Here is a 20,235-nt window from a genome sequence, read left to right as displayed (position 1 = left end):
CTATGGCGGAAGGGCAAATCATTAAGGCGTTAAGCGGATTTTATTACGTCCTGTCCGAAGGCCGCGTGTTCCAATGCCGCGGGCGCGGTGTGTTCCGCAAGAAAAAAGTGACGCCGCTCGTCGGCGACCGCGTCGTTTTTCAGGCGACGAGCGAAACGGAAGGCTATATTTTGGAGATTGGCGAGCGGCAAAATGAGCTTGTGCGGCCGCCGATTGCCAACGTCGAACAGGCGATTTTAGTCTTTTCGGCTGTAAGCCCGGACTTCAGCGCCAAGCTGCTCGACCGCTTTCTTGTCTTGGTTGAATCGAAACGCATCACGCCGATCATTGTCATCAGCAAAATCGATTTGTTGGATGGCGAATCAAAAGAAGAGATTGCCCGCTACGTGCATGATTACCGGCGCATCGGCTACGACGTGATTGAAACGTCAGCAGTGACCAAGGGCGGCCTCGATGAACTGGCGTTGCGCCTTCGCGGCCGCGTCTCAGTCGTCGCCGGGCAGTCCGGCGTCGGCAAATCGTCCCTATTAAACGCGCTCCGTCCGGATTTGCGGTTGAAAACGGGCGACATTTCCACCCATTTAGGGCGCGGCAAGCATACGACCCGCCATGTCGAACTGCTTGAGGTCGCCGGTGGGCTTGTCGCCGACACCCCAGGGTTTAGTGCACTTGAGTTCGACCAGATCGAGCTTGACGAATTGCCGCATTATTTTCCTGAATTCCGAACGTACGGGGAAGGGTGCAAGTTCCGCGGCTGCCTTCATATCGCCGAGCCGAAATGCGCTGTGCGTGAGGCGGTCGAGGCCGGGGAGATTCCGTCGTACCGCTATGACCACTACGTTAGTTTTGTTGCCGAAATGAAAGAACGAAAGCCGAGGTATTGAACATGATTCGAATTGCGCCATCGATTTTATCAGCCGATTTCGCCCGCCTGGCTGAGGAGATTCGTTCGGTCGAGGAAGGCGGGGCGGATTGGATTCACGTCGATATCATGGACGGGCATTTCGTGCCGAATTTAACGTTCGGGCCGCCGGTCGTGGCCGCCATTCGACCGGTGACGAAGCTGCCGCTTGACGTCCATTTGATGATCGCCGACCCGGACCGATACATTCCGGCGTTTGCGAAAGCGGGCGCGGATGTGATTTCCGTCCATGTTGAGGCGTGCGTGCATTTGCATCGGACGATTCATTTTATCAAAGAACAAGGCGTCAAAGCCGGGGTGGTGCTCAATCCGCATACACCGGTCGAGATGATCCGCCATGTGATCGGTGATGTCGATCTCGTCTTGTTGATGACGGTCAATCCAGGGTTTGGCGGACAGGCGTTCATTCCGGCGGTCGTGCCAAAAATCCGTGAGGTCGCCCGGATGGCCAGCGAACAAAATAAAGAGGTCGATATTGAGGTCGACGGCGGCATCAATGCGGAAACGGCGCCGCTTTGCGTGGAAGCCGGGGCGAACGTGCTTGTCGCCGGCTCGGCCATCTACAATGAACGGGATCGAGCCGCCGCCATTCGCACGCTTCGCGAAGTGTGCGCCAACTAGCCAAAAAGGCAGCGCCGCTTTTGCCATCTTATCGAGCCGCAGGGTGATGAGAGCAAAGAAAAGGACGGAAGATGGCCGCCTCGGCCCTTGCTGAAAGGGGGAAACGCATGTGTTGATCCATATTGTCGGCGGCGGTCCGCGCCACCTTCTTCCCGATTTGCGCTCGTATGATGGGAACGATGTGCAGTGGGTCGGCGTCGACCGCGGTACGAAAGCGCTGCTGGATTTCGGACTCCGTCCGGTGCGGGCGTTTGGCGATTTTGATTCGCTGCCGGCAGAGGAGGTCAAGCGGCTAAGGGAGATGCTGCCGGAGCTTGACATTTGGCCGGCGGAAAAAGATAAAACGGATATGGAGATCGCTCTTGACTGGGCGGTTAGGCAGACAGATGGGGCCATCCGTCTGTTTGGGGCGACCGGCGGGCGGCTTGACCATTTGTTTGGCAACGTTGAGCTGCTGTTAAAGTACGCCGGGCGGCCCATTGAACTCATCGACCGGCAAAACGTGCTCACCGTCCATCTGCCCGGCGTGCATACGGTTGCGCGCGACGATCGATACCGCTATGTGTCATACATCCCGATTTCCGAAACGGTGGCGGAGCTTACGCTTACCGGATTTAAATATCCGCTAACAAACTGTCATATTTCCCGCGGTTCGACATTATGTATTAGTAACGAACTTATCCAATCTTCCGGTACTTTTTCGTTTTCAGAAGGCATATTAATGATGATAAGGAGCAGCGATTTTGCCGGCTGCCCGTAGTCGCGCTTGGCTTATGACGGAATATAATGGATAAGGAAATGGCGGGAAGCTCGTTATGATCGGTGTGAGGAGGGAATCGGGATGAAGTTTTATACGATCAAGCTGCCGAGATTTTTAGGCGGAATCGTGCGGGCGGTGTTGAACGCATTTAAAAAAGGATAAGAAAAAAGCACCATTTTTGGTGCTTTTTTGTTGCCGCCGAACAAAAGGAGGGTTGCAACCTTTTGGGCGGCTTCTTTTCGTTAGGACGTTAGACGCGTTTCACTTTTCCAGATTTCAGCGCGCGCGCCGAAACCCAAACGCGTTTCGGTTTGCCGTCAACTAAAATGCGCACTTTCTGCAAGTTGGCTTTCCATGTGCGGCGGCTGGCGTTCATGGCATGCGAACGCGAATTGCCGAACGATTTCTTCTTGCCGGTAATGAAGCACTTCGCCATCGTTTTTCCCTCCTTGCTTTCACATCCCTCTAAAAACACTATTATAATTTACCATACAACTGTAGGGATTGCAATAGACGTGCGGTTTTCTTTCAAGAAACTGTCCTTGACATATATTTCAGTTTTCGGCTAAATAATACTAGTGGGCGGACGGGAAGCGCTTTGAAAACAGAAAGCGTTATAGTACAATAGGGGTAGCTGTGCGAGATACGCAAAGGGGGAACGAGCATGTCGATCGAATGGCAAACGAAATACGGGCGCATCGAAGTCGCCAATGAAGTCATTGCGATGATCGCGGGGGGAGCTGCCGTCGATTGCTACGGCATTGTCGGAATGGCGTCGAAAAACCAAATTCGCGATGGGCTGTCGGAAATTTTGCGCCGGGAGAATTTTTCCAAAGGGGTTATTGTCCGCGAAGAAAACGGCGAGGTACATATCGATATGTACATCATCGTCAGCTACGGAACGAAAATTTCCGAAGTCGCTCATAACGTGCAGTCGAAAGTGAAGTACACGCTCGATCAGACGCTCGGGCTGGCGGTTCAGTCGATCAATATTTACGTTCAAGGGGTTCGGGTGTCAAACCCGTAGTAAGGAGGAGTTAGCCGGTGACAATGAGGACGCTTGACGGAAGACGATTTGCCGATATGGTGCAGCAAGGGGCCGCACATTTGGCGAACAACGCCAAGACGGTCGATGCGCTGAACGTCTTTCCGGTTCCAGATGGCGATACAGGAACAAACATGAACTTGTCGATGACGTCCGGGGCGAAAGAAGTGAAGGCGAATGCCTCCGACCATATCGGCAACGTCGCCGCGGCGCTGGCAAAAGGGCTGTTGATGGGGGCGCGCGGCAATTCCGGCGTCATTTTGTCGCAGCTGTTCCGCGGATTTGCCAAGGCAGTCGAAGGCAAACAAGCGGTGAACAGCTTCGAATTCGCCGCCGCTTTGCAGGCGGGGGTGGACACAGCCTATAAGGCGGTGATGAAGCCGGTTGAGGGGACGATCCTCACCGTTGCCAAAGAAGCGGCGCGCAAGGCGGTGGAGGTGGCAAAAAAAGAACGCGACGTGATCGCCGTGATGGAAGCGGCGCTCGCCGAGGCGAAAGCGGCGCTGCAGCGCACACCCGAATTGCTCCCGATCTTAAAGGAAGTCGGTGTCGTCGACAGCGGCGGTCAAGGGCTCGTATACATCTATGAAGGGTTTCTTGCTGCTTTGAAAGGAGAAATCGTGAGCGCCGCACGCGCTGAGGCGCGGATGGACGATCTAGTGAAAATGGTGCACCATCAAAGCGCGCAAAGCCATATTCATGCCGATGAGATCGAGTTTGGCTACTGTACGGAATTTATGGTCCGTTTTGAGCCGGAAAAGCTGGCCGAGCACCCGTTTTCCGAAGAAACGTTCCGCCGCGAGTTAAGCCAGTTCGGCGACTCCTTGCTCGTTGTCGCGGATGAAGAGCTTGTTAAGGTGCACATCCATTCGGAAACGCCGGGTGAGGTGCTGACATACGGTCAACGCTACGGCAGCTTGATCAATATTAAAATTGAAAACATGCGCGAACAACATGCCAACATCGTCGGCAAGGAGGCAAAAACGCTTCCTGGCGTTGCCAAAGAGGAAGCAAAGCCGTACGGCATCGTCGCCGTCGCCATGGGCGCTGGCGTGGCTGAACTGTTTCGGAGCATCGGTGCACACGCCATCATTGAAGGTGGGCAAACGATGAACCCGAGCACGGAAGAAATCGCTGACGCCATCCGCCTCGCCAACGCGGAAACGGTGTTTGTGCTGCCAAACAACAAAAACATTGTGATGGCGGCAAAACAAGCGGCGGAGCTTTCCGAACAGCGGGTGATCGTCATCCCGTCGAAAACGGTTCCGCAAGGTCTGGCGGCGCTCTTGGCGTTCAATCCGGCGCAATCGGCCGAGCAAAATGAGCGGGCGATGACGGCGGCGCTGTCGCGAGTGAAAACGGGGCAAGTGACATTTTCCGTGCGCGATACGACGATTGACGGCATCGAGATTCAAAAGGGCGATTACATGGGGTTATGGGATGACCGCATTATTGCCGCTGACAAAGACAAACTCGCCGTAACGAAGCGGCTGCTTGATGCGCTCATTGATGAAGAAAGCGAAATCGTGACCATTTTGTACGGCGAAGACGCAACGGAGATCGATGTGGAAACAGTCGTTGCCTATTTGGAAACAAAACATGACGGGGTCGAAGTGGAAGTGCATAACGGAAAGCAGCCGCTGTATCCATTTATCATTTCCGTCGAATAATATGTTAGAATAATAGAAGGGAGCATTCCCTTCTATTTTTCTTATTTTTCTGTTTTGTGGAGGAATAGCGGAGATGAAATACAAAAGCGTCTTTGATATCATTGGCCCGGTGATGGTCGGGCCGTCAAGTTCACATACGGCCGGGGCGGTGCGCATCGGTTTGGTTGCGCGCAAGTTGTTTGGCCGAAAGCCGACGTGGGCGCGCATTTCGTTTTACGGCTCATTTGCCGAAACGTATCGGGGGCATGGCACCGACGTTGCCATTGTCGCCGGGCTGCTTGGGTTTGACACGTTCGATGAACGTCTTCCGAATGCGCTTGAGATCGCCCGAGCGGAAGGTGTAGATGTGTCGTTTTCCGCCGAGGAGGCGATTCCGCATCATCCGAATACGGCGCGCCTGCGGATTGGCGATGATGAAGGCGAGCTTGAGCTCGTCGGCATTTCGATCGGCGGCGGCAAAATCGAAATCGTCGAATTGAATGGGTTTGCCTTGAAGCTGTCTGGCCACCATCCGGCGCTGCTCATTATGCATAATGACCGGTATGGGACGATTGGGGCGGTGGCTTCGGTGTTGGCGAAACAGAAAATCAACATCGGCCATATGGAAGTGTCGCGCAAGGAGAAAGGGAAAGAGGCGCTCATGGCGATCGAAGTTGACCAGCCGTTGACCGATGATCTGATTCAAGAATTGGAGCAGCTGCCGAACATCATTCAAGTGGCGAAGCTTGCGGATTGAAAAGAAATCGGTTTCATGTTGATGTGCATCAAAGAAGATAAGCCATGATGGAGAGAGGACAGGTGGGAATCAAATGTTTCGCAATGTGGCTGAACTTGTGGCGTTGGCCGAAAAGGACAGCATCAAAATCGCTGAAGTGATGATTCGTCAGGAAGTGGAAGTGAGCGGGCGAAGCCGGGAAGAGGTGATCGCGCAAATGGATCACCATCTAGCCGTCATGGAGCGCGCCGTCGAGAGGGGACTCGAAGGGGTTGTGTCCCGCTCCGGATTGACGGGCGGAGATGCGGTGCGGATGCAGCGTTATATTGAGGGCGGCCGTTTTTTGTCCGGAGAGACGATTTTAGACGCCGTCAGCAAAGCCATGGCGACCAACGAAGTGAACGCAGCGATGGGCGTCATTTGCGCCACGCCGACGGCTGGGGCGGCCGGCGTCGTCCCGGGGACGCTGTTTGCCGTGAAAGAGAAGCTGCGGCCGACAAGAATGGAAATGATTGAGTTTTTGTTTACAGCCGGGGCGTTTGGCTACATTGTCGCCAACAACGCCTCGATTTCCGGCGCCGCCGGCGGCTGTCAAGCCGAAGTTGGGTCGGCGGCCGGCATGGCCGCCGCGGCGCTGGTTGAGCTGGCCGGTGGGACGCCTGCTCAAGCGGCCGAAGCGATGGCCATCGCCTTAAAAAATATGTTGGGATTAGTATGCGACCCGGTTGCTGGCCTGGTCGAAGTGCCGTGCGTCAAGCGGAACGCGATGGGGGCGGCGAACGCCATGATCGCTGCGGATATGGCGCTAGCCGGCATTAAAAGCCGCATCCCGTGCGATGAAGTGATTGAAGCGATGTATCGCATCGGTGCAGCCATGCCGGTGGCGCTCAAAGAAACGGCGCAAGGGGGGTTGGCCGCGACGCCGACTGGCCGCGCCATTGCGGCCCGCATTTTCGGCGCTTCTGCGGCATCGAAGTGAACGAAGCGATGCAGCAGCCGGTGACGGCGGTCAAAGGCATCGGTGAAGAGACGGCGGCGGCGCTTGCCGACATCGGCATCGCAACGGTCGGTGAGCTGCTTGCGTACGCCCCGTACCGCTATGATGATTACGAACAAAAAGATTTGGCCGCCGTCCGCCATGAAGAAAAAGTGACAGTGGAAGGAAAAGTATACAGCGCCCCGCTGTTGACGTATTACGGAAAGAAAAAATCGCGCCTTTCCTTCCGCATGCTGGCCGATCGCTACTTGATCACCGTCGTTTGTTTCAACCGTCCCTATTTGAAGGAAAAAATCGCCCTGAACGAGACGGTGACGGTGATCGGCAAATGGGACCGGCATCGGCAAACGATCAACGCCTACGAGCTTCGGTTCGGACCGGCTCCGGAGACCACCGGCATCGAGCCGGTTTACTCCGTGCGCAGCCCACTGACGGTGAAAACGATGCGCCGGTTGATGAAAGCGGCGTTCGAACAGTTTGGCGAGCACATTCCCGACCCGTTGCCGCCCGCTTTGCGCCGCGCTTATCGCCTTGTCGACAAACAAGAAGCGCTCCGCGCCCTTCATTTTCCGCGCACGCGCGAAGAATTGCATCAGGCGCGGCGCCGGCTCATCTATGAGGAGTTTTTGTTGTACCAGCTGAAAATGCAGGCGCTCCGTCGATTGATGCGCGATGAGCGGCGCGGCGTCGTTCATTCGTTTTCTGAAGAGCGGCTTTCGTCCTTTCTTTCCGGATTGCCGTTTGTCTTGACGAACGCCCAGCGCCGTGTCATCGGCGAAATTTTGGCGGACATGCGCTCGCCGCGGCAAATGAACCGGCTTTTGCAAGGCGACGTCGGTTCTGGCAAGACGGTCGTTGCCGCTGTCGCTCTTTACGCCGCCGCTTTGTCCGGATTTCAAGGAGCGCTGATGGTGCCGACGGAAATTCTGGCTGAACAGCACGCCCGCTCGCTCGCCGAGCTGTTTGCCGATACGGATGTGACGATCGCGCTCTTGACAAGCTCAGTGAAGGGAAAGCAGCGCAAAGCGGTGCTTGCCGAACTGGAAGAAGGAACAATTGATATCGTCGTAGGCACGCACGCCTTGATTCAAGAAGGAGTGCAGTTTCGCCGGCTCGGCCTCGTTATTACGGACGAGCAGCACCGGTTTGGCGTCGAACAGCGCCGCGTTTTGCGTGAGAAAGGGCATGCACCGGATGTATTGATGATGACGGCGACGCCGATTCCGCGCACACTCGCCATTACGGCGTTCGGCGACATGGACGTATCGGTGCTCGATGAAATGCCGGCCGGACGAAAAAAAGTCGAGACGTATTGGGTGAAGCATCATCAGTTCTCCCGCGTGCTCGATTTTATCGAAAAGGAATTGCGCCGTGGTCATCAGGCGTATGTCATCTGTCCGCTCATTGAGGAGTCGGACAAATTGGATGTGCAAAACGCCATCGATGTCCATAGCCAGCTTGTCCATTATTATCGCGGGAAATATGAGATCGGCTTGATGCACGGCCGGCTGTCGGCCGACGAAAAAGAACGCGTCATGAGGGCGTTCAGCGAAAACCGCATCCATGTGCTCGTCTCGACGACGGTCGTTGAAGTCGGCGTGAATGTACCGAATGCGACGGTGATGGTCATTTACGACGCCGAACGGTTTGGCCTCGCCCAGCTCCATCAGCTGCGCGGGCGGGTCGGGCGCGGCGACGCCCAGTCGTACTGCATTTTGATCGCCGACCCGAAATCGGAAGTCGGCAAAGAACGAATGCGCATCATGACGGAAACGGCCGATGGGTTTGTGTTGGCCGAAAAAGATTTGGAGCTGCGCGGTCCGGGCGATTTTTTCGGTACAAAACAAAGCGGGCTCCCGGAATTCCGCTACGGCGATCCAGTGCATGATTACCGCATTTTGGAAGTCGCCCGCCGCGATGCCGCCAAGCTCGTTTCCTCGGCCGCGTTTTGGCGCGATGAGGCGTACGCCGGGCTGCGCGCCGAGCTGGAAGCGTCCGGCATACTCGATGGGGAAAAGCTAGATTAATAGACAGGGGAGGAGGCGCCGGCGCATTCGCGCCCCGCTGTTTTTTATGGTAATTGATTTTTTGGCCAGTGGAAGCCTATATTTTTATTGCTCGGACGGAGGAGGCAGGAGATGCCTGTCCCACTATTTCGTTTGTGGGCCTCGAGGATGGAGCAGAAAGCCGTTTGGCGAGGGGGGCGTCGGATCCACAGCGGCCGACAGCATGTGGCGCTGTTCATTTTTTGTGCTTGCATTTCGTTTTGTGATATTATATATTACTTTTAGTACCTAGTCATAAAATCGGACGGTGTCACGAATCGATGAGAAAAAGCAAACGCGAACGGCAACGGTTGTTGCAGGAGACGATCCGGGAAAACCCGTTTATCACCGATGAAGAGCTCGCCGAAAAATTTTCGGTCAGCGTGCAGACGATCCGCCTTGATCGGCTTGAGCTGTCGATTCCCGAACTGCGTGAGCGCATCAAGAATGTCGCCCGCCAGTCGTTCGCTGATAAAGTGCGGGCGTTGCCGCTTGAAGAAGTGATCGGCGACATTATTGACATCGAGCCGGATGCGAGCGCCATTTCGATTTTCGATGTGAAAGAGGAGCACGTCTTTCGGCGCACCCGCATCGCCCGCGGCCATCATTTGTTCGCTCAGGCCAACTCGCTTGCCGTCGCTGTCATCCATGATGAACTGGCGCTGACAGCGAAAGCGACCATTCGTTTTGTGCGCCAAGTGAAAGAAGGGGAGCGGGTCGTAGCCAAAGCGAAAGTGACCGGAAAAACGGCGCACGGGCGCACAATCGTCGAGGTGAACAGCTACGTCGGCCAGGAGCTCGTCTTTTCTGGTACGTTTGAAATGTATCGTTCAAACATAGAGAAAAAGGATGGGGACAGCAATGAATATCGCGGTTGATGCCATGGGTGGAGACCATGCCCCGGGCGAAATCGTGCGCGGGGCGCTTATGGCCGCCGCCCATTTCCCTGACATCGAGATTACGCTGATTGGCGATGAAGAGAAAATTCGCCCGCATGTGACGGGTGAAGAGCGCATTTCGATCATCCACACCGACGAAGTGATCGAAGCAGATGATGAGCCGGTGCGGGCAGTGCGGCGCAAAAAGAACTCGTCGATGGTGCGCATGGCGGAAGAAGTGAAAGAAGGGCGCGCCGCTGCCTGCATTTCCGCCGGCAATACCGGGGCGCTCATGGCAGCCGGACTGTTTGTCGTCGGGCGGGCAGCCAGCATCGACCGCCCGGCGCTCGCCCCGACGCTGCCGACGTTGGATGGGCGCGGCTTTGTCTTTCTGGATGTCGGCGCCAACGTCGATGCAAAGCCGGAACATTTGCAGCAATACGCTTTGATGGGACATGTGTACGCAAAGAACGTGCGCGGCGTCGAAAAACCGCGCATCGGCTTGCTGAACGTCGGAACGGAAGACCAAAAAGGAAACGAAACAACGAAACGGGCGTTTGCCTTGCTCAAGGAAACGAACCTTCATTTCATCGGCAATGTCGAAGCGCGCGATCTGCTGCAAGGAGTGGCTGATGTTGTCGTCGCCGACGGCTTTGCCGGCAATGTTGCGTTAAAAACGATTGAAGGGACGGCGCTGGCGCTCTTTTCCTTGCTCAAGCAGACGCTGACAAGCGGCGTCGCGGCGAAGCTGGCCGCCGCCGTCCTCAAGCCAAAGCTCGCCGGGCTGAAAAAAATGATGGACTACTCGGAGTATGGCGGCGCGGCGCTGTTTGGCTTAAATGCTCCGGTCATTAAAGCGCACGGGTCGTCCGATGCGAACGCCATCTTCCACGCCATCCGCCAGGCGCGAGAGATGGTGGTTCATGATGTCATCGGCACGATCAGAGCGGAGCTGGAACGGGCATAATCGGTAAAGGAGGAATCAAAAATGGGGAAAATCGCCTTTTTATTTCCTGGCCAAGGATCGCAGACGGTCGGCATGGCGAAAGACGCTGCCGAGCATGACGACCGCGCCCGTGCCGTCATCGCGGAGGCTGACGAGCGGCTTGGATTCGCGCTTTCCAAGCTCATGTTCAACGGACCGCAAGAAGAGCTGACGTTGACATATAACGCCCAGCCGGCGCTCTTGACCGCCAGCATCGCCTTGCTCCAGCTTGTCGACGGCGCTGGGCTGAAAGCGGACTATGTTGCCGGCCACAGCTTAGGCGAATATACGGCGCTTGTCGCCGCCGGCGCCATGTCGTTTGCCGATGCCGTCTACGCGGTGCGCCGCCGCGGTGAGCTGATGGATGAAGCGGTGCCGGCCGGTGAAGGGACGATGGCGGCGGTGCTTGGGATGGACGCTGATGCGCTTGAAGCAGTGACAAATGAAATCGCCGCCCAAGGCGATCCGGTCGAGCCGGCCAACTTCAACTGCCCGGGGCAAATTGTCATCTCCGGCTCGAAAGCCGGAGTGGAAAAAGCGGCTCAGCTTTTGAAAGAACGCGGCGCCAAACGCGTCATTCCGCTTGAGGTGAGCGGTCCGTTCCACTCCGCTCTCATGAAGCCGGCGGCAGAAAAACTGAAAGCGGTTCTTGACAGTTTGGTGATTCGTGACGCCGTCATTCCGGTCGTCGCCAATGTGACTGCTGAGCCGGTGACGAAAAAAGAGGACATCGCCCGCCTTCTCATTGAACAACTGTACTCGCCGGTGCGTTGGGAGCAGTCGGTGCGCACGCTTCTTTCGCTTGGCGTCGACACGTTTGTCGAAATCGGTCCGGGAAAAGTGTTGTCCGGCCTTGTGAAAAAAATCGACCGCAACGCCCGCGTTTATGCGGTGAACGATCTTGCTTCCTTCGAAGCGACCGTTGCGGCGCTGAAAGGGGAATAAAGCGATGCTCGAAGGAAAAATTGCTCTTGTGACCGGGGCGTCGCGCGGCATTGGCCGGGCGGTCGCTCTGGAGCTTGCCCGCCAAGGGGCGAACGTTGCCGTCAATTACGCCGGCAGCGAGGCGAAAGCGAATGAAGTTGTCGAGGCCATCCGCTCGCTCGGCCGCGAAGCGATCGCCGTGCAGGCGGACGTCGCCCGCGCTGAAGATGTTGAGCGCATGGTGAAAACGACGATTGACCATTTTGGCCGCCTCGATATTTTGGTCAACAACGCCGGCATTACACGCGACAATTTATTGATGCGGATGAAAGAAGAAGAATGGGATGCCGTGATTAACACGAACTTAAAAGGAGTATTTCTTTGTACGAAGGCGGCAACGCGCCCGATGATGAAGCAGCGCTATGGGCGGATCGTCAACATTGCTTCGGTCGTCGGCGTGATCGGCAATCCGGGGCAGGCGAACTATGTCGCCGCCAAGGCCGGTGTCATCGGGCTGACGAAGACGGCGGCGCGCGAACTCGCCAGCCGCAACATCACCGTTAACGCCGTCGCACCAGGATTCATTACGACCGATATGACCGAAGCGCTCAGCCCGGAGCTGAAGGCGGAAATGTTAAAGCAAATTCCGCTCGCCCGCTTTGGCGAGCCGGATGATGTCGCCCGCGTCGTCGCTTTCCTCGCTTCCGACGCCGCGAGCTACATGACTGGACAGACGCTTCATGTTGACGGCGGCATGGTGATGCCGTAAGAAAAACAGCGCTAGTATTTTTTCTGCCAATCGACTATAATCATGAAGGGAGGTGAACGCAATGGCCGATGTATTGGAACGTGTAACGAAAATCATCGTTGACCGGCTGGGGGTTGACGAATCGCAAGTGACGCTCGAAGCGTCGTTTAAGGACGACCTGGGCGCTGACTCGCTCGACATCGTCGAACTCGTCATGGAACTTGAAGATGAATTCAACATGGAAATTTCCGATGAAGAGGCGGAAAAAATCGTCACAGTCGGAGACGCTGTGAACTACATAAAAAGTCGTCTGTAATGCTGCTTTTTTGCAAAGTCCCGTTGCTTCGAACGGGGCTTTCTCTGCTTTTTCAGGGATGCTCGGCGGGCCTTGCGGAAAAAAGCGCACGATTCCCGCTCGCGTAGCGGACCGGAGAACGGATATAATAGAAGAAGACACGGCCATTTTGTTCTGGAACGAAGTCGGAGGGCATTTTTATGTCAAAACAAAAAGATAAAGAGCGCATCCATGAAAAGAGGCGGGCGAAGTTTCAAGAGCTGCAAAACAAAATCGGCATCACCTTTCGAAACGAAAAGCTGTTGATTCAAGCGTTCACCCATTCATCGTATGTGAATGAGCATCGGCGGCGGCTTCACGAAGACAATGAACGGCTTGAGTTTTTAGGCGATGCCGTGCTGGAGCTGACCGTTTCTCAATATTTATTTCAAAAGTTCCCGCATATGAGCGAGGGGCAATTGACGAAGCTGAGGGCGGCCATCGTCTGCGAGCCGTCGCTTGTGAAATTTGCCAACGCCCTGTCGTTCGGCGAGCTCGTCTTGCTCGGCAAAGGCGAGGAGCTGACCGGCGGGCGGACGCGTCCGGCGCTCTTGGCAGACGTCTTTGAGGCGTTCATCGGCGCTTTGTATTTGGATCAAGGAATGGACGCGGTCATCCGCTTTTTGGAGAAAACGATGTTTCCGAAAATTGATGAAGGTGCTTTTTCTCATGTGATGGATTTTAAAAGCCAGCTGCAGGAATTGGTGCAGCGGGACGGCAGCGGAACGCTTGAATACGCCATTTTGGAGGAAAAAGGTCCGGCCCACAACAAGGAGTTTGTCGCCCGCGTAGCGTTAAACGGCCAAGAGCTTGGCATCGGCGTCGGCCGCTCGAAAAAGGAAGCCGAACAACATGCGGCGCAAATGGCGCTCGAAACGTTGCGGGCTGCCGATCAGCAGTGAAGGCTGGCGCTGTTACGTCAGTCTTTTTTCTGTGAACGTGCGAAGGGATGGAGAGCAAACGCTGCTCATGGGTGTTTCGATGAACATGCGCGCCTTGAGCGGGGGAAGAAAGGCGTTTTTTTCGATAGCTCATATGGTAGGATGAAAAGATCGAACGTCTCGGTTTCCAAAAAGGGCTCCGGGGTGTTTGTGGTGGATCACAGTGGAAAGATGGTGAGGCGTCATACCATGTTCCTGAAACGATTGGATGTGATCGGCTTTAAATCGTTCGCCGACCGTGTATCGATCGAGTTTGTCCCTGGTGTGACGGCGGTCGTCGGTCCGAACGGGAGCGGCAAAAGCAACATTACCGATGCGATCCGTTGGGTGCTCGGTGAGCAATCAGCAAAATCGTTGCGCGGGGCGAAAATGGAAGACGTCATCTTCGCCGGCAGCGAATCGCGCAAGCCGCTCAATGTGGCTGAAGTGACGATCACACTCGACAATGAAGACGGCTTTTTGCCGCTTGAGTACCAGGAAGTGAGCGTGACCCGGCGCGTCTATCGCTCGGGGGAGAGCGAGTTTTTCATCAACCGCCAGCCGTGCCGTTTGAAAGACATCGTCGATTTGTTTCTCGATTCCGGGCTCGGCAAGGAGGCGTTTTCCATCATCGGCCAAGGCCGGGTCGAAGAGATTTTAAGCAGCAAACCGGAAGAGCGGCGCACGATTTTTGAAGAAGCGGCCGGCGTGTTGAAGTACAAGCTGCGGAAAAAAAAGGCGGAGGCGAAGCTAGCGGAGACGCAAGACAACTTGCACCGCGTCAACGATATTTTGCACGAGCTCGAACAGCAGCTTGAGCCGCTCCGCATGCAGGCGTCGCTCGCCAAAGAGTTTTTGGAAAAACGCGAAGAGCTCGAGCGATTTGAAGTGGCGCTGATGGTTCACGACATCGAGCAGCTGCGCGGGCAATGGAATGAGTTGAAGGAAGCGCTTGATGGGCACCAGCGGGACGAAGTGGCGCTGGCGGCGGCGTTGCAGAAAATGGAAGCCCAAATCGAACAGCTCCGCGATCAAATGACCGCCATTGACGAATCGATCGACGGTTTGCAGCAAGTGCTTCTTTTAGCCAGCGAAGAGCTTGAGAAGCTCGAAGGGCGGAAAGAAGTATTGAAAGAGAGAAAAAAGCATGCCGCGAGGCGAAAAGCGCAGCTGGACGACATAACGGCTGCACTGGCTGCGAAACGGCGCCGCTTGACGGAGCAGCTGCATGCCGAGCGGGAGGAACTCGCCCGGCTTGAGGCGGGCGCCGCAGCGCTCGAGCGGGAGCTGAAAGAAAAACAGGCTTTGTTTTCGGCGCATGAAGCCGACATTGAAGAAGAAATCGAGCGGCGAAAAGGTGATTACATCGACCTTGTTCATGAACAGGCGGCGTTGAAAAACGAACGCGCACATGTGGAGCAGGCGCTTGGCAAGCTGCATGCCAAACGGACGGCGCTCGATGAAGCGAACCGCCGCCATCTCGCCGAACGTGAACAGCTCGAGCAGAAGCGGGCGGCTTTATGGGCCGAGCAGACCCGCCTCGAACAGGCGCTGACGGAAGCGCATAACAGACAAGCCGCTCTCGCCGCGGCGCTCGCAGCGCAAAAAACGGAGCTCGAGCAGCATGAAGCGTTGCTGCATCAGGCGCGCCAATACCGGCAGCAAACCAAAGCGCGCCAGCAATGGTTGGAAGAGATGCAACATGATTATTCCGGTTTTGTCCAAGGAGTAAAAGAAGTATTAAAGGCGCGCGACCTTCTGCCCGGCATTCATGGCGCCATTGTTGAGCTCATTCGCGTGCCGGACCGCTATGAGACGGCGATTGAAACGGCGCTCGGCGGGGCGATGCAGCATATCGTCGTTGACAGCGAACAGGCGGCGCGGCAAGCGATTCACTATTTGAAAACGAACGGCTACGGGCGCGCGACGTTTTTGCCGCTTGACGTCATCCAAGCGCGCGCGCTTTCCGAACGGGAGCGGGCGGCGATTGACCGCCATCCGGCGTTTGTCGGCATCGCAAGCGAGCTCGTCGAATACGACCGCGCCTATAGGGCGGCGATCGCCCATTTGCTCGGCCATGTCATCGTGACAGCCGATTTAAAAGGCGCGAATGAGCTGGCCAAGCTTCTTCACTATCGCTATCGCCTCGTGACATTGGACGGTGATGTCGTCAGCCCTGGCGGGGCGATGACCGGCGGCGGGGCGGCGAAAAAGACCGCGTCGTTGCTAAGTCGAAACCGCGAGCTTGAGACGCTTTCGGTCAAACTGCAGGAAATGGATGAAACGATCGCTCGGCTTGAGCGGGCTGTTGCCGCAAAACGACACGAGCTGGCGGAGCAGGAAGCGCAGGCGGCCGCGCTGCAAGAAGAGGTTGCGGCGCTTCGGGAGGCCCTGCAAAGACAAAAGGACGAGCAACGCGAGCTCGAATGGCAGAAAAAACGGATCGACGAGCGGCTCGCACTGTATGATGAAGAAAAGGCGAACGACGAGCGCGAAATGGCAGAGCTCAACCGCCGCCTCGGCGCCATTGACAGGCAGCTTGAGCAGCTTGCCGAGAAACTGCAGGCGATCGATGACGACATCAGCCGGCTGCAGGCGCAAAAACAGACGGAGCAAACGACGAAAGAGGCGCTCCAGGCAGCGATCACGGAGCAAAAAATCGCCTTGGCGGAAACGAAAGAGCGCGTGAAACATGCACGCCGGAAAGTGGAAGAATGGGAAGCGGAGCTTGCCGAAACGATCCGTGGGCTCAAAGAAGCAGAGCGCGAACGAGCCGCTTTGGATGCGGAAATGGAGGCGCCGGAATGGAACGAGGAAGAGATTGAGCAGCTGCGAAAGCAAAAGCTTGAGGACAAGCAAAAGACATTGGAGCTGATTGCGAGCCGTCGCGAACAGCGGCTCGATTTCCAACGCCGTCTTGAACATTTGGAACAGGAATGGAAAGAGACGAAGCGGCAGCATAAACAGCTCGCCGATGTCGTGAAAGACGAAGAAGTAAAGTTGAACCGGCTTGATGTGGAGCTTGAGAATTTGCTTGTCCGTCTGCGCGAAGAGTATGGGCTGTCGTTTGAAGCGGCTCGCTCCGCGTACCCGCTTGAGATCGGCGCCGATGAGGCGCGCAAGCGGGTGAAGCTGATCAAGCGCGCCATGGAGGAGCTCGGCACCGTCAACTTGGGGGCGATCGATGAATACGAACGAGTTTCCGAACGGCACCGCTTTTTAAGCGAGCAAAAAACCGATTTGGAAGAGGCGAAGGCGACGCTCCACCAAGTCATTGATGAAATGGACGATGAAATGAAAAAACGATTTTTCGCGACGTTTGAACAAATCCGCGCCCATTTTGGCGAGGTATTTGGCGAGCTGTTCGGCGGCGGGCGCGCCGATTTGCGGCTGACCGATCCGAACGACTTGCTTGAGACTGGGATCGACATCGTCGCTCAGCCTCCGGGGAAAAAGCTGCAACATTTAAGCTTGCTTTCCGGCGGCGAACGGGCGCTGACGGCGATCGCCCTCTTGTTTTCGATTTTAAAGGTGCGTCCGGTGCCGTTTTGCGTCCTTGATGAAGTCGAAGCGGCGCTTGATGAAGCGAACGTGCAGCGGTATGCCCAATATTTAAAACGGTTCAGCCGCGACACGCAGTTTATCGTCATCACCCATCGAAAAGGGACGATGGAAGAAGCGGACGTGCTGTACGGCGTCACGATGCAAGAATCGGGCGTCTCAAAGCTTGTTTCTGTCCGTTTGGAAGATTCGAAGGAGCTCGTGCGGTCATAATGGAAAGGAGGCGCTTTGGATGGGTTTTTTTCAAAAATGGAAAGAAAAATGGACAAAGCAAGCGGATGCCGTAACCGAAAAGTTTAAAGAAGGGCTGTCAAAAACGCGAAATTCGCTCGCCGGGAAAGTGAACGACCTCATCGCCCGTTATCGGAAAGTGGATGAAGAGTTTTTTGAAGAGCTTGAGGAAATTTTGATCGCCGCGGATGTGGGCGTCACGACCGTCATGGAACTTGTCGATGAGCTGAAAATGGAAGTGAAGCGCCGCAACATTCAAGACCCGGCGCAAATGCGCGACGTCATCGCCGAAAAGCTCGTTGACATTTACCGCGCCGGCGCCGATGACAAAGAACTTTCCGCTTTGAATATACAAGAAGGCGGGCTGACGGTCATTTTGTTCGTCGGTGTCAACGGCGTCGGCAAAACGACAACGATCGGCAAGCTCGCCCATAAGCTGAAATCGGAAGGGAAATCCGTCTTGTTGGCAGCTGGCGACACGTTCCGCGCCGGGGCGATCGAGCAGCTCGAAGCGTGGGGCGAGCGCGTTGGGGTCGACGTCATTAAGCAGGCGGCCGGCTCCGATCCAGCGGCGGTCATGTATGATGCGATTCAAGCGGCGAAAGCGCGCGGCGTTGACGTATTGTTATGCGACACGGCCGGGCGGCTGCAAAACAAAGTGAATTTAATGAAAGAGCTCGAAAAAGTGAAACGCGTCATCAGCCGCGAAATTCCGGGCGCTCCGCATGAAGTACTGCTTGTGTTGGATGCGACGACCGGGCAAAACGCGATGAGCCAAGCCAAGCTGTTTAAAGAAGCGACCGATGTGACCGGCATCGTGTTGACGAAGCTTGACGGCACGGCGAAAGGCGGCATCGTGCTTGCCATTCGCAACGAGATGGCCATCCCGGTGAAACTCGTCGGCCTCGGCGAGAAGATGGACGATTTGCAAGTGTTCGATCCAGAACAGTACGTCTACGGATTGTTTGCTGATTTGCTGGAATCATAAACAAGCCAACAGAGGGTGCTCCCAAAACAATGGAGCGCCCTTTGTTGTTACGTCCACGGGAGTGTAACCGATAAGCCCTTTGTTCGTTCCATCCCTTGACACCTTGCCGAAAAGACGGTACACTACATTTTTGTAAAGGTATTTTACTTAACAATGAGGGAGGGAGAGTCCGGTGCTGGAAAAAACGATGCGCATGAACTATTTATACGATTTTTACCAAGCGCTGTTGACGCCGAAACAGCGCAACTATATGGCGCTTTACTACTTGGACGACTACTCCCTCGGGGAAATTGCCGAACAATATGAGGTGAGCCGCCAGGCGGTGTACGATAACATCCGGCGTACAGAAGCGATGCTGGAGCAGTATGAAGAGAAGCTCGGGCTGCTGCGAAAATATGAACGGCGGCGGCAGATCATCGAGCGGCTGAAAGACTACATCAGCCGGCACTACGGTGCTGACGCCGAATTGGCGGCGCTAGTCCGCGAGCTTGACGAACTTGATTAAAAAAGGGGGTGGCCGCCATGGCGTTTGAAGGACTGTCTGAACGTTTGCAGCAGGTGATGAACCGCATCCGCGGCAAAGGGAAAGTCACCGAAGCGGATGTCAAAGAGATGATGCGCGAAGTGCGCCTTGCGCTTTTGGAAGCTGACGTCAACTTTAAAGTCGTCAAAGATTTCATCAGACAGGTGAGCGAGCGGGCTGTCGGGCAGGAAGTGATGAAAAGCTTAACGCCGGGCCAGCAAGTGATCAAAATCGTCAAGGAAGAGCTGACGGCGTTAATGGGCGGTGAGCAAAGCCAAATCGCTGTCGCGAAGAAACCGCCGACCGTTGTGATGATGGTCGGGTTGCAAGGGGCCGGGAAAACGACGACCACCGGGAAGCTGGCCAACTTGCTGCGCAAACGGCATAACCGGAAGCCGCTTCTGGTGGCTGCCGACGTTTACCGCCCGGCGGCGATCAAACAGCTTGAGACGCTTGGCAAGCAGCTCGACATGCCTGTCTTTTCGTTAGGCGAGCACGCCAATCCGGTTGAAATCGCGAAACAGGCGCTCGAGCGGGCGAAAGAAGAGCATTATGATTACGTGCTCATCGACACAGCCGGCCGCCTCCACATTGATGAAGCGCTCATGGATGAACTGAAGCAAATGAAAGAAGCGGTCAAGCCGGATGAAATTTTCCTCGTCGTTGACGCCATGACCGGGCAAGATGCCGTCAATGTCGCACAAAGCTTCCATGAGCAGCTCGGCATCACCGGGGTGATTTTGACGAAGCTGGACGGCGACACGCGCGGCGGGGCGGCGCTGTCGATTCGCGCCGTCACCGGAGCGCCGATCAAGTTTGCTGGGATGGGCGAAAAACTTGACGCTTTGGAGCCGTTCCATCCGGAGCGAATGGCGTCGCGCATTTTAGGCATGGGCGATGTCCTGACGCTCATCGAAAAAGCGCAGGCGGCCGTCGACGAAGAGAAGGCGAAGGAGCTCGAACAAAAAATGCGCACGGCCACCTTCACGCTTGACGACTTTTTGGAGCAGCTCGGCCAAGTGCGCAAGCTCGGACCGCTTGACGAACTGATTAAAATGCTGCCGGGCGCCAACAAAATCAAAGGGCTCGCCAACATCCAAGTCGATGAAAAGCAAATCGCCCGCGTTGAGGCGATCATCCGCTCGATGACGAAAGAAGAGAAAACGCATCCGGAAATCATCAACGCTAGCCGCAAAAAGCGGATCGCCAAAGGAAGCGGCACGACGGTGCAGGAAGTAAACCGGCTTTTGAAGCAATTTGACGAGATGAAAAAAATGATGAAAATGATGACGAATATGCCAAAAGGGAAAAAGAAAGGATTCCGTTTTCCATTTATGTAAATGAAGATCTGTTAAGCGAAAAACCTTT

The 20,235-nt window shown here is 55.7% G+C and carries 20 protein-coding genes; 19 read left to right on the top strand and 1 reads right to left on the bottom strand.

The window, feature by feature from the left end:
* Positions 1-2: 2 nt before the first annotated feature.
* The 4 genes from rsgA (at position 3) to spoVM (ending at position 2,465) form a co-directional block, all read left to right on the top strand.
* Complete coding sequence (rsgA, locus tag ACVX3G_RS14530; protein WP_014195416.1) at positions 3-884, top strand: ribosome small subunit-dependent GTPase A; 882 nt, start codon at positions 3-5, stop codon at positions 882-884.
* Between the two features lie 2 nt (positions 885-886).
* A complete protein-coding gene (gene rpe / locus ACVX3G_RS14525) occupies positions 887-1,543 on the top strand; it encodes a ribulose-phosphate 3-epimerase (RefSeq protein ID WP_014195417.1) in 657 nt (218 codons plus the stop codon).
* 109 nt (positions 1,544-1,652) lie between these two features.
* Positions 1,653-2,303, top strand: a complete 651-nt coding sequence (locus ACVX3G_RS14520) for a thiamine diphosphokinase (RefSeq protein ID WP_011230679.1) — start codon at positions 1,653-1,655, stop codon at positions 2,301-2,303.
* Positions 2,304-2,384: 81 nt separating this feature from the next.
* Positions 2,385-2,465 (top strand): stage V sporulation protein SpoVM, encoded by an 81-nt coding sequence (gene spoVM, locus ACVX3G_RS14515; protein WP_011230680.1) that lies wholly within the window; start codon positions 2,385-2,387, stop codon positions 2,463-2,465.
* A gap of 88 nt (positions 2,466-2,553) precedes the next feature.
* Here spoVM and rpmB read toward each other — a convergent pair whose 3' ends face one another.
* Positions 2,554-2,739 carry a 50S ribosomal protein L28 gene (gene rpmB / locus ACVX3G_RS14510; protein ID WP_011230681.1) on the bottom strand — a complete coding sequence of 62 codons (186 nt, stop codon included), beginning with the start codon at positions 2,737-2,739 and terminating at the stop codon, positions 2,554-2,556.
* Positions 2,740-2,967: 228 nt separating this feature from the next.
* Between rpmB and ACVX3G_RS14505 the strand changes: the two genes are divergently transcribed.
* The 15 genes from ACVX3G_RS14505 (at position 2,968) to ffh (ending at position 20,207) form a co-directional block, all read left to right on the top strand.
* Positions 2,968-3,330, top strand: coding sequence for an Asp23/Gls24 family envelope stress response protein (locus tag ACVX3G_RS14505; protein ID WP_011230682.1), 363 nt, complete (start codon positions 2,968-2,970; stop codon positions 3,328-3,330).
* Between the two features lie 17 nt (positions 3,331-3,347).
* A complete protein-coding gene (locus tag ACVX3G_RS14500; RefSeq protein ID WP_014195419.1) occupies positions 3,348-5,018 on the top strand; it encodes a DAK2 domain-containing protein in 1,671 nt (556 codons plus the stop codon).
* A gap of 73 nt (positions 5,019-5,091) precedes the next feature.
* Complete coding sequence (gene sdaAB, locus ACVX3G_RS14495) at positions 5,092-5,754, top strand: L-serine ammonia-lyase, iron-sulfur-dependent subunit beta (protein WP_011230684.1); 663 nt, start codon at positions 5,092-5,094, stop codon at positions 5,752-5,754.
* Positions 5,755-5,827: 73 nt separating this feature from the next.
* Positions 5,828-6,712: an L-serine ammonia-lyase, iron-sulfur-dependent, subunit alpha gene (sdaAA, locus tag ACVX3G_RS14490; RefSeq protein WP_011230685.1), complete on the top strand. Its 885-nt coding sequence runs from the start codon at positions 5,828-5,830 to the stop codon at positions 6,710-6,712.
* Positions 6,709-8,757 carry an ATP-dependent DNA helicase RecG gene (gene recG / locus ACVX3G_RS14485; protein WP_011230686.1) on the top strand — a complete coding sequence of 683 codons (2,049 nt, stop codon included), beginning with the start codon at positions 6,709-6,711 and terminating at the stop codon, positions 8,755-8,757. Before sdaAA ends, recG begins: the two co-directional genes overlap by 4 nt.
* Before the next feature lie 299 nt (positions 8,758-9,056).
* Positions 9,057-9,653, top strand: coding sequence for a transcription factor FapR (gene fapR / locus ACVX3G_RS14480; RefSeq protein WP_011230687.1), 597 nt, complete (start codon positions 9,057-9,059; stop codon positions 9,651-9,653).
* Positions 9,637-10,620, top strand: a complete 984-nt coding sequence (plsX, locus tag ACVX3G_RS14475) for a phosphate acyltransferase PlsX (RefSeq protein WP_011230688.1) — start codon at positions 9,637-9,639, stop codon at positions 10,618-10,620. Before fapR ends, plsX begins: the two co-directional genes overlap by 17 nt.
* A gap of 21 nt (positions 10,621-10,641) precedes the next feature.
* Entirely contained in the window at positions 10,642-11,583 is a 942-nt protein-coding gene (gene fabD, locus ACVX3G_RS14470) for an ACP S-malonyltransferase (RefSeq protein ID WP_011230689.1), read from the top strand.
* Between the two features lie 4 nt (positions 11,584-11,587).
* Positions 11,588-12,331, top strand: coding sequence for a 3-oxoacyl-[acyl-carrier-protein] reductase (fabG, locus tag ACVX3G_RS14465; RefSeq protein ID WP_013523380.1), 744 nt, complete (start codon positions 11,588-11,590; stop codon positions 12,329-12,331).
* Positions 12,332-12,392: 61 nt separating this feature from the next.
* A complete protein-coding gene (locus tag ACVX3G_RS14460) occupies positions 12,393-12,626 on the top strand; it encodes an acyl carrier protein (RefSeq protein WP_011230691.1) in 234 nt (77 codons plus the stop codon).
* A gap of 179 nt (positions 12,627-12,805) precedes the next feature.
* Positions 12,806-13,546: a ribonuclease III gene (gene rnc / locus ACVX3G_RS14455; RefSeq protein WP_011230692.1), complete on the top strand. Its 741-nt coding sequence runs from the start codon at positions 12,806-12,808 to the stop codon at positions 13,544-13,546.
* Positions 13,547-13,774: 228 nt separating this feature from the next.
* Positions 13,775-17,338: a chromosome segregation protein SMC gene (smc, locus tag ACVX3G_RS14450; protein WP_021321696.1), complete on the top strand. Its 3,564-nt coding sequence runs from the start codon at positions 13,775-13,777 to the stop codon at positions 17,336-17,338.
* Between the two features lie 19 nt (positions 17,339-17,357).
* Positions 17,358-18,344 (top strand): signal recognition particle-docking protein FtsY, encoded by a 987-nt coding sequence (gene ftsY, locus ACVX3G_RS14445; protein WP_013523383.1) that lies wholly within the window; start codon positions 17,358-17,360, stop codon positions 18,342-18,344.
* A gap of 172 nt (positions 18,345-18,516) precedes the next feature.
* A complete protein-coding gene (locus ACVX3G_RS14440; protein WP_013523384.1) occupies positions 18,517-18,849 on the top strand; it encodes a putative DNA-binding protein in 333 nt (110 codons plus the stop codon).
* A 17-nt stretch (positions 18,850-18,866) separates the two neighbouring features.
* On the top strand, positions 18,867-20,207 hold the full coding sequence (gene ffh, locus ACVX3G_RS14435; protein WP_011230696.1) for a signal recognition particle protein: 1,341 nt from the start codon (positions 18,867-18,869) through the stop codon (positions 20,205-20,207).
* Positions 20,208-20,235: the final 28 nt, after the last annotated feature.

This window comes from Geobacillus sp. PLS 41, from assembly GCF_056494105.1.
The sequence above is the reverse complement of the archived record's forward strand: the minus strand, read 5'-3'. Positions and strand labels throughout refer to the sequence as shown.

Bases quoted from the DNA above. Each gene is read 5' to 3' on its own strand.
- smc (WP_021321696.1), top strand. From the start codon at position 13,775: ATGTTCCTGAAACGATTGGATGTGATCGGCTTTAAATCGTTCGCCGAC.
- rpe (WP_014195417.1), top strand. From the start codon at position 887: ATGATTCGAATTGCGCCATCGATTTTATCAGCCGATTTCGCCCGCCTG.
- rsgA (WP_014195416.1), top strand. From the start codon at position 3: ATGGCGGAAGGGCAAATCATTAAGGCGTTAAGCGGATTTTATTACGTC.
- spoVM (WP_011230680.1), top strand. From the start codon at position 2,385: ATGAAGTTTTATACGATCAAGCTGCCGAGATTTTTAGGCGGAATCGTG.
- fabG (WP_013523380.1), top strand. From the start codon at position 11,588: ATGCTCGAAGGAAAAATTGCTCTTGTGACCGGGGCGTCGCGCGGCATT.
- rpmB (WP_011230681.1), bottom strand. From the start codon at position 2,739: ATGGCGAAGTGCTTCATTACCGGCAAGAAGAAATCGTTCGGCAATTCG.
- ftsY (WP_013523383.1), top strand. From the start codon at position 17,358: ATGGGTTTTTTTCAAAAATGGAAAGAAAAATGGACAAAGCAAGCGGAT.
- plsX (WP_011230688.1), top strand. From the start codon at position 9,637: ATGAATATCGCGGTTGATGCCATGGGTGGAGACCATGCCCCGGGCGAA.
- rnc (WP_011230692.1), top strand. From the start codon at position 12,806: ATGTCAAAACAAAAAGATAAAGAGCGCATCCATGAAAAGAGGCGGGCG.
- sdaAA (WP_011230685.1), top strand. From the start codon at position 5,828: ATGTTTCGCAATGTGGCTGAACTTGTGGCGTTGGCCGAAAAGGACAGC.
- ACVX3G_RS14505 (WP_011230682.1), top strand. From the start codon at position 2,968: ATGTCGATCGAATGGCAAACGAAATACGGGCGCATCGAAGTCGCCAAT.
- fapR (WP_011230687.1), top strand. From the start codon at position 9,057: ATGAGAAAAAGCAAACGCGAACGGCAACGGTTGTTGCAGGAGACGATC.
- ffh (WP_011230696.1), top strand. From the start codon at position 18,867: ATGGCGTTTGAAGGACTGTCTGAACGTTTGCAGCAGGTGATGAACCGC.
- sdaAB (WP_011230684.1), top strand. From the start codon at position 5,092: ATGAAATACAAAAGCGTCTTTGATATCATTGGCCCGGTGATGGTCGGG.
- fabD (WP_011230689.1), top strand. From the start codon at position 10,642: ATGGGGAAAATCGCCTTTTTATTTCCTGGCCAAGGATCGCAGACGGTC.
- ACVX3G_RS14460 (WP_011230691.1), top strand. From the start codon at position 12,393: ATGGCCGATGTATTGGAACGTGTAACGAAAATCATCGTTGACCGGCTG.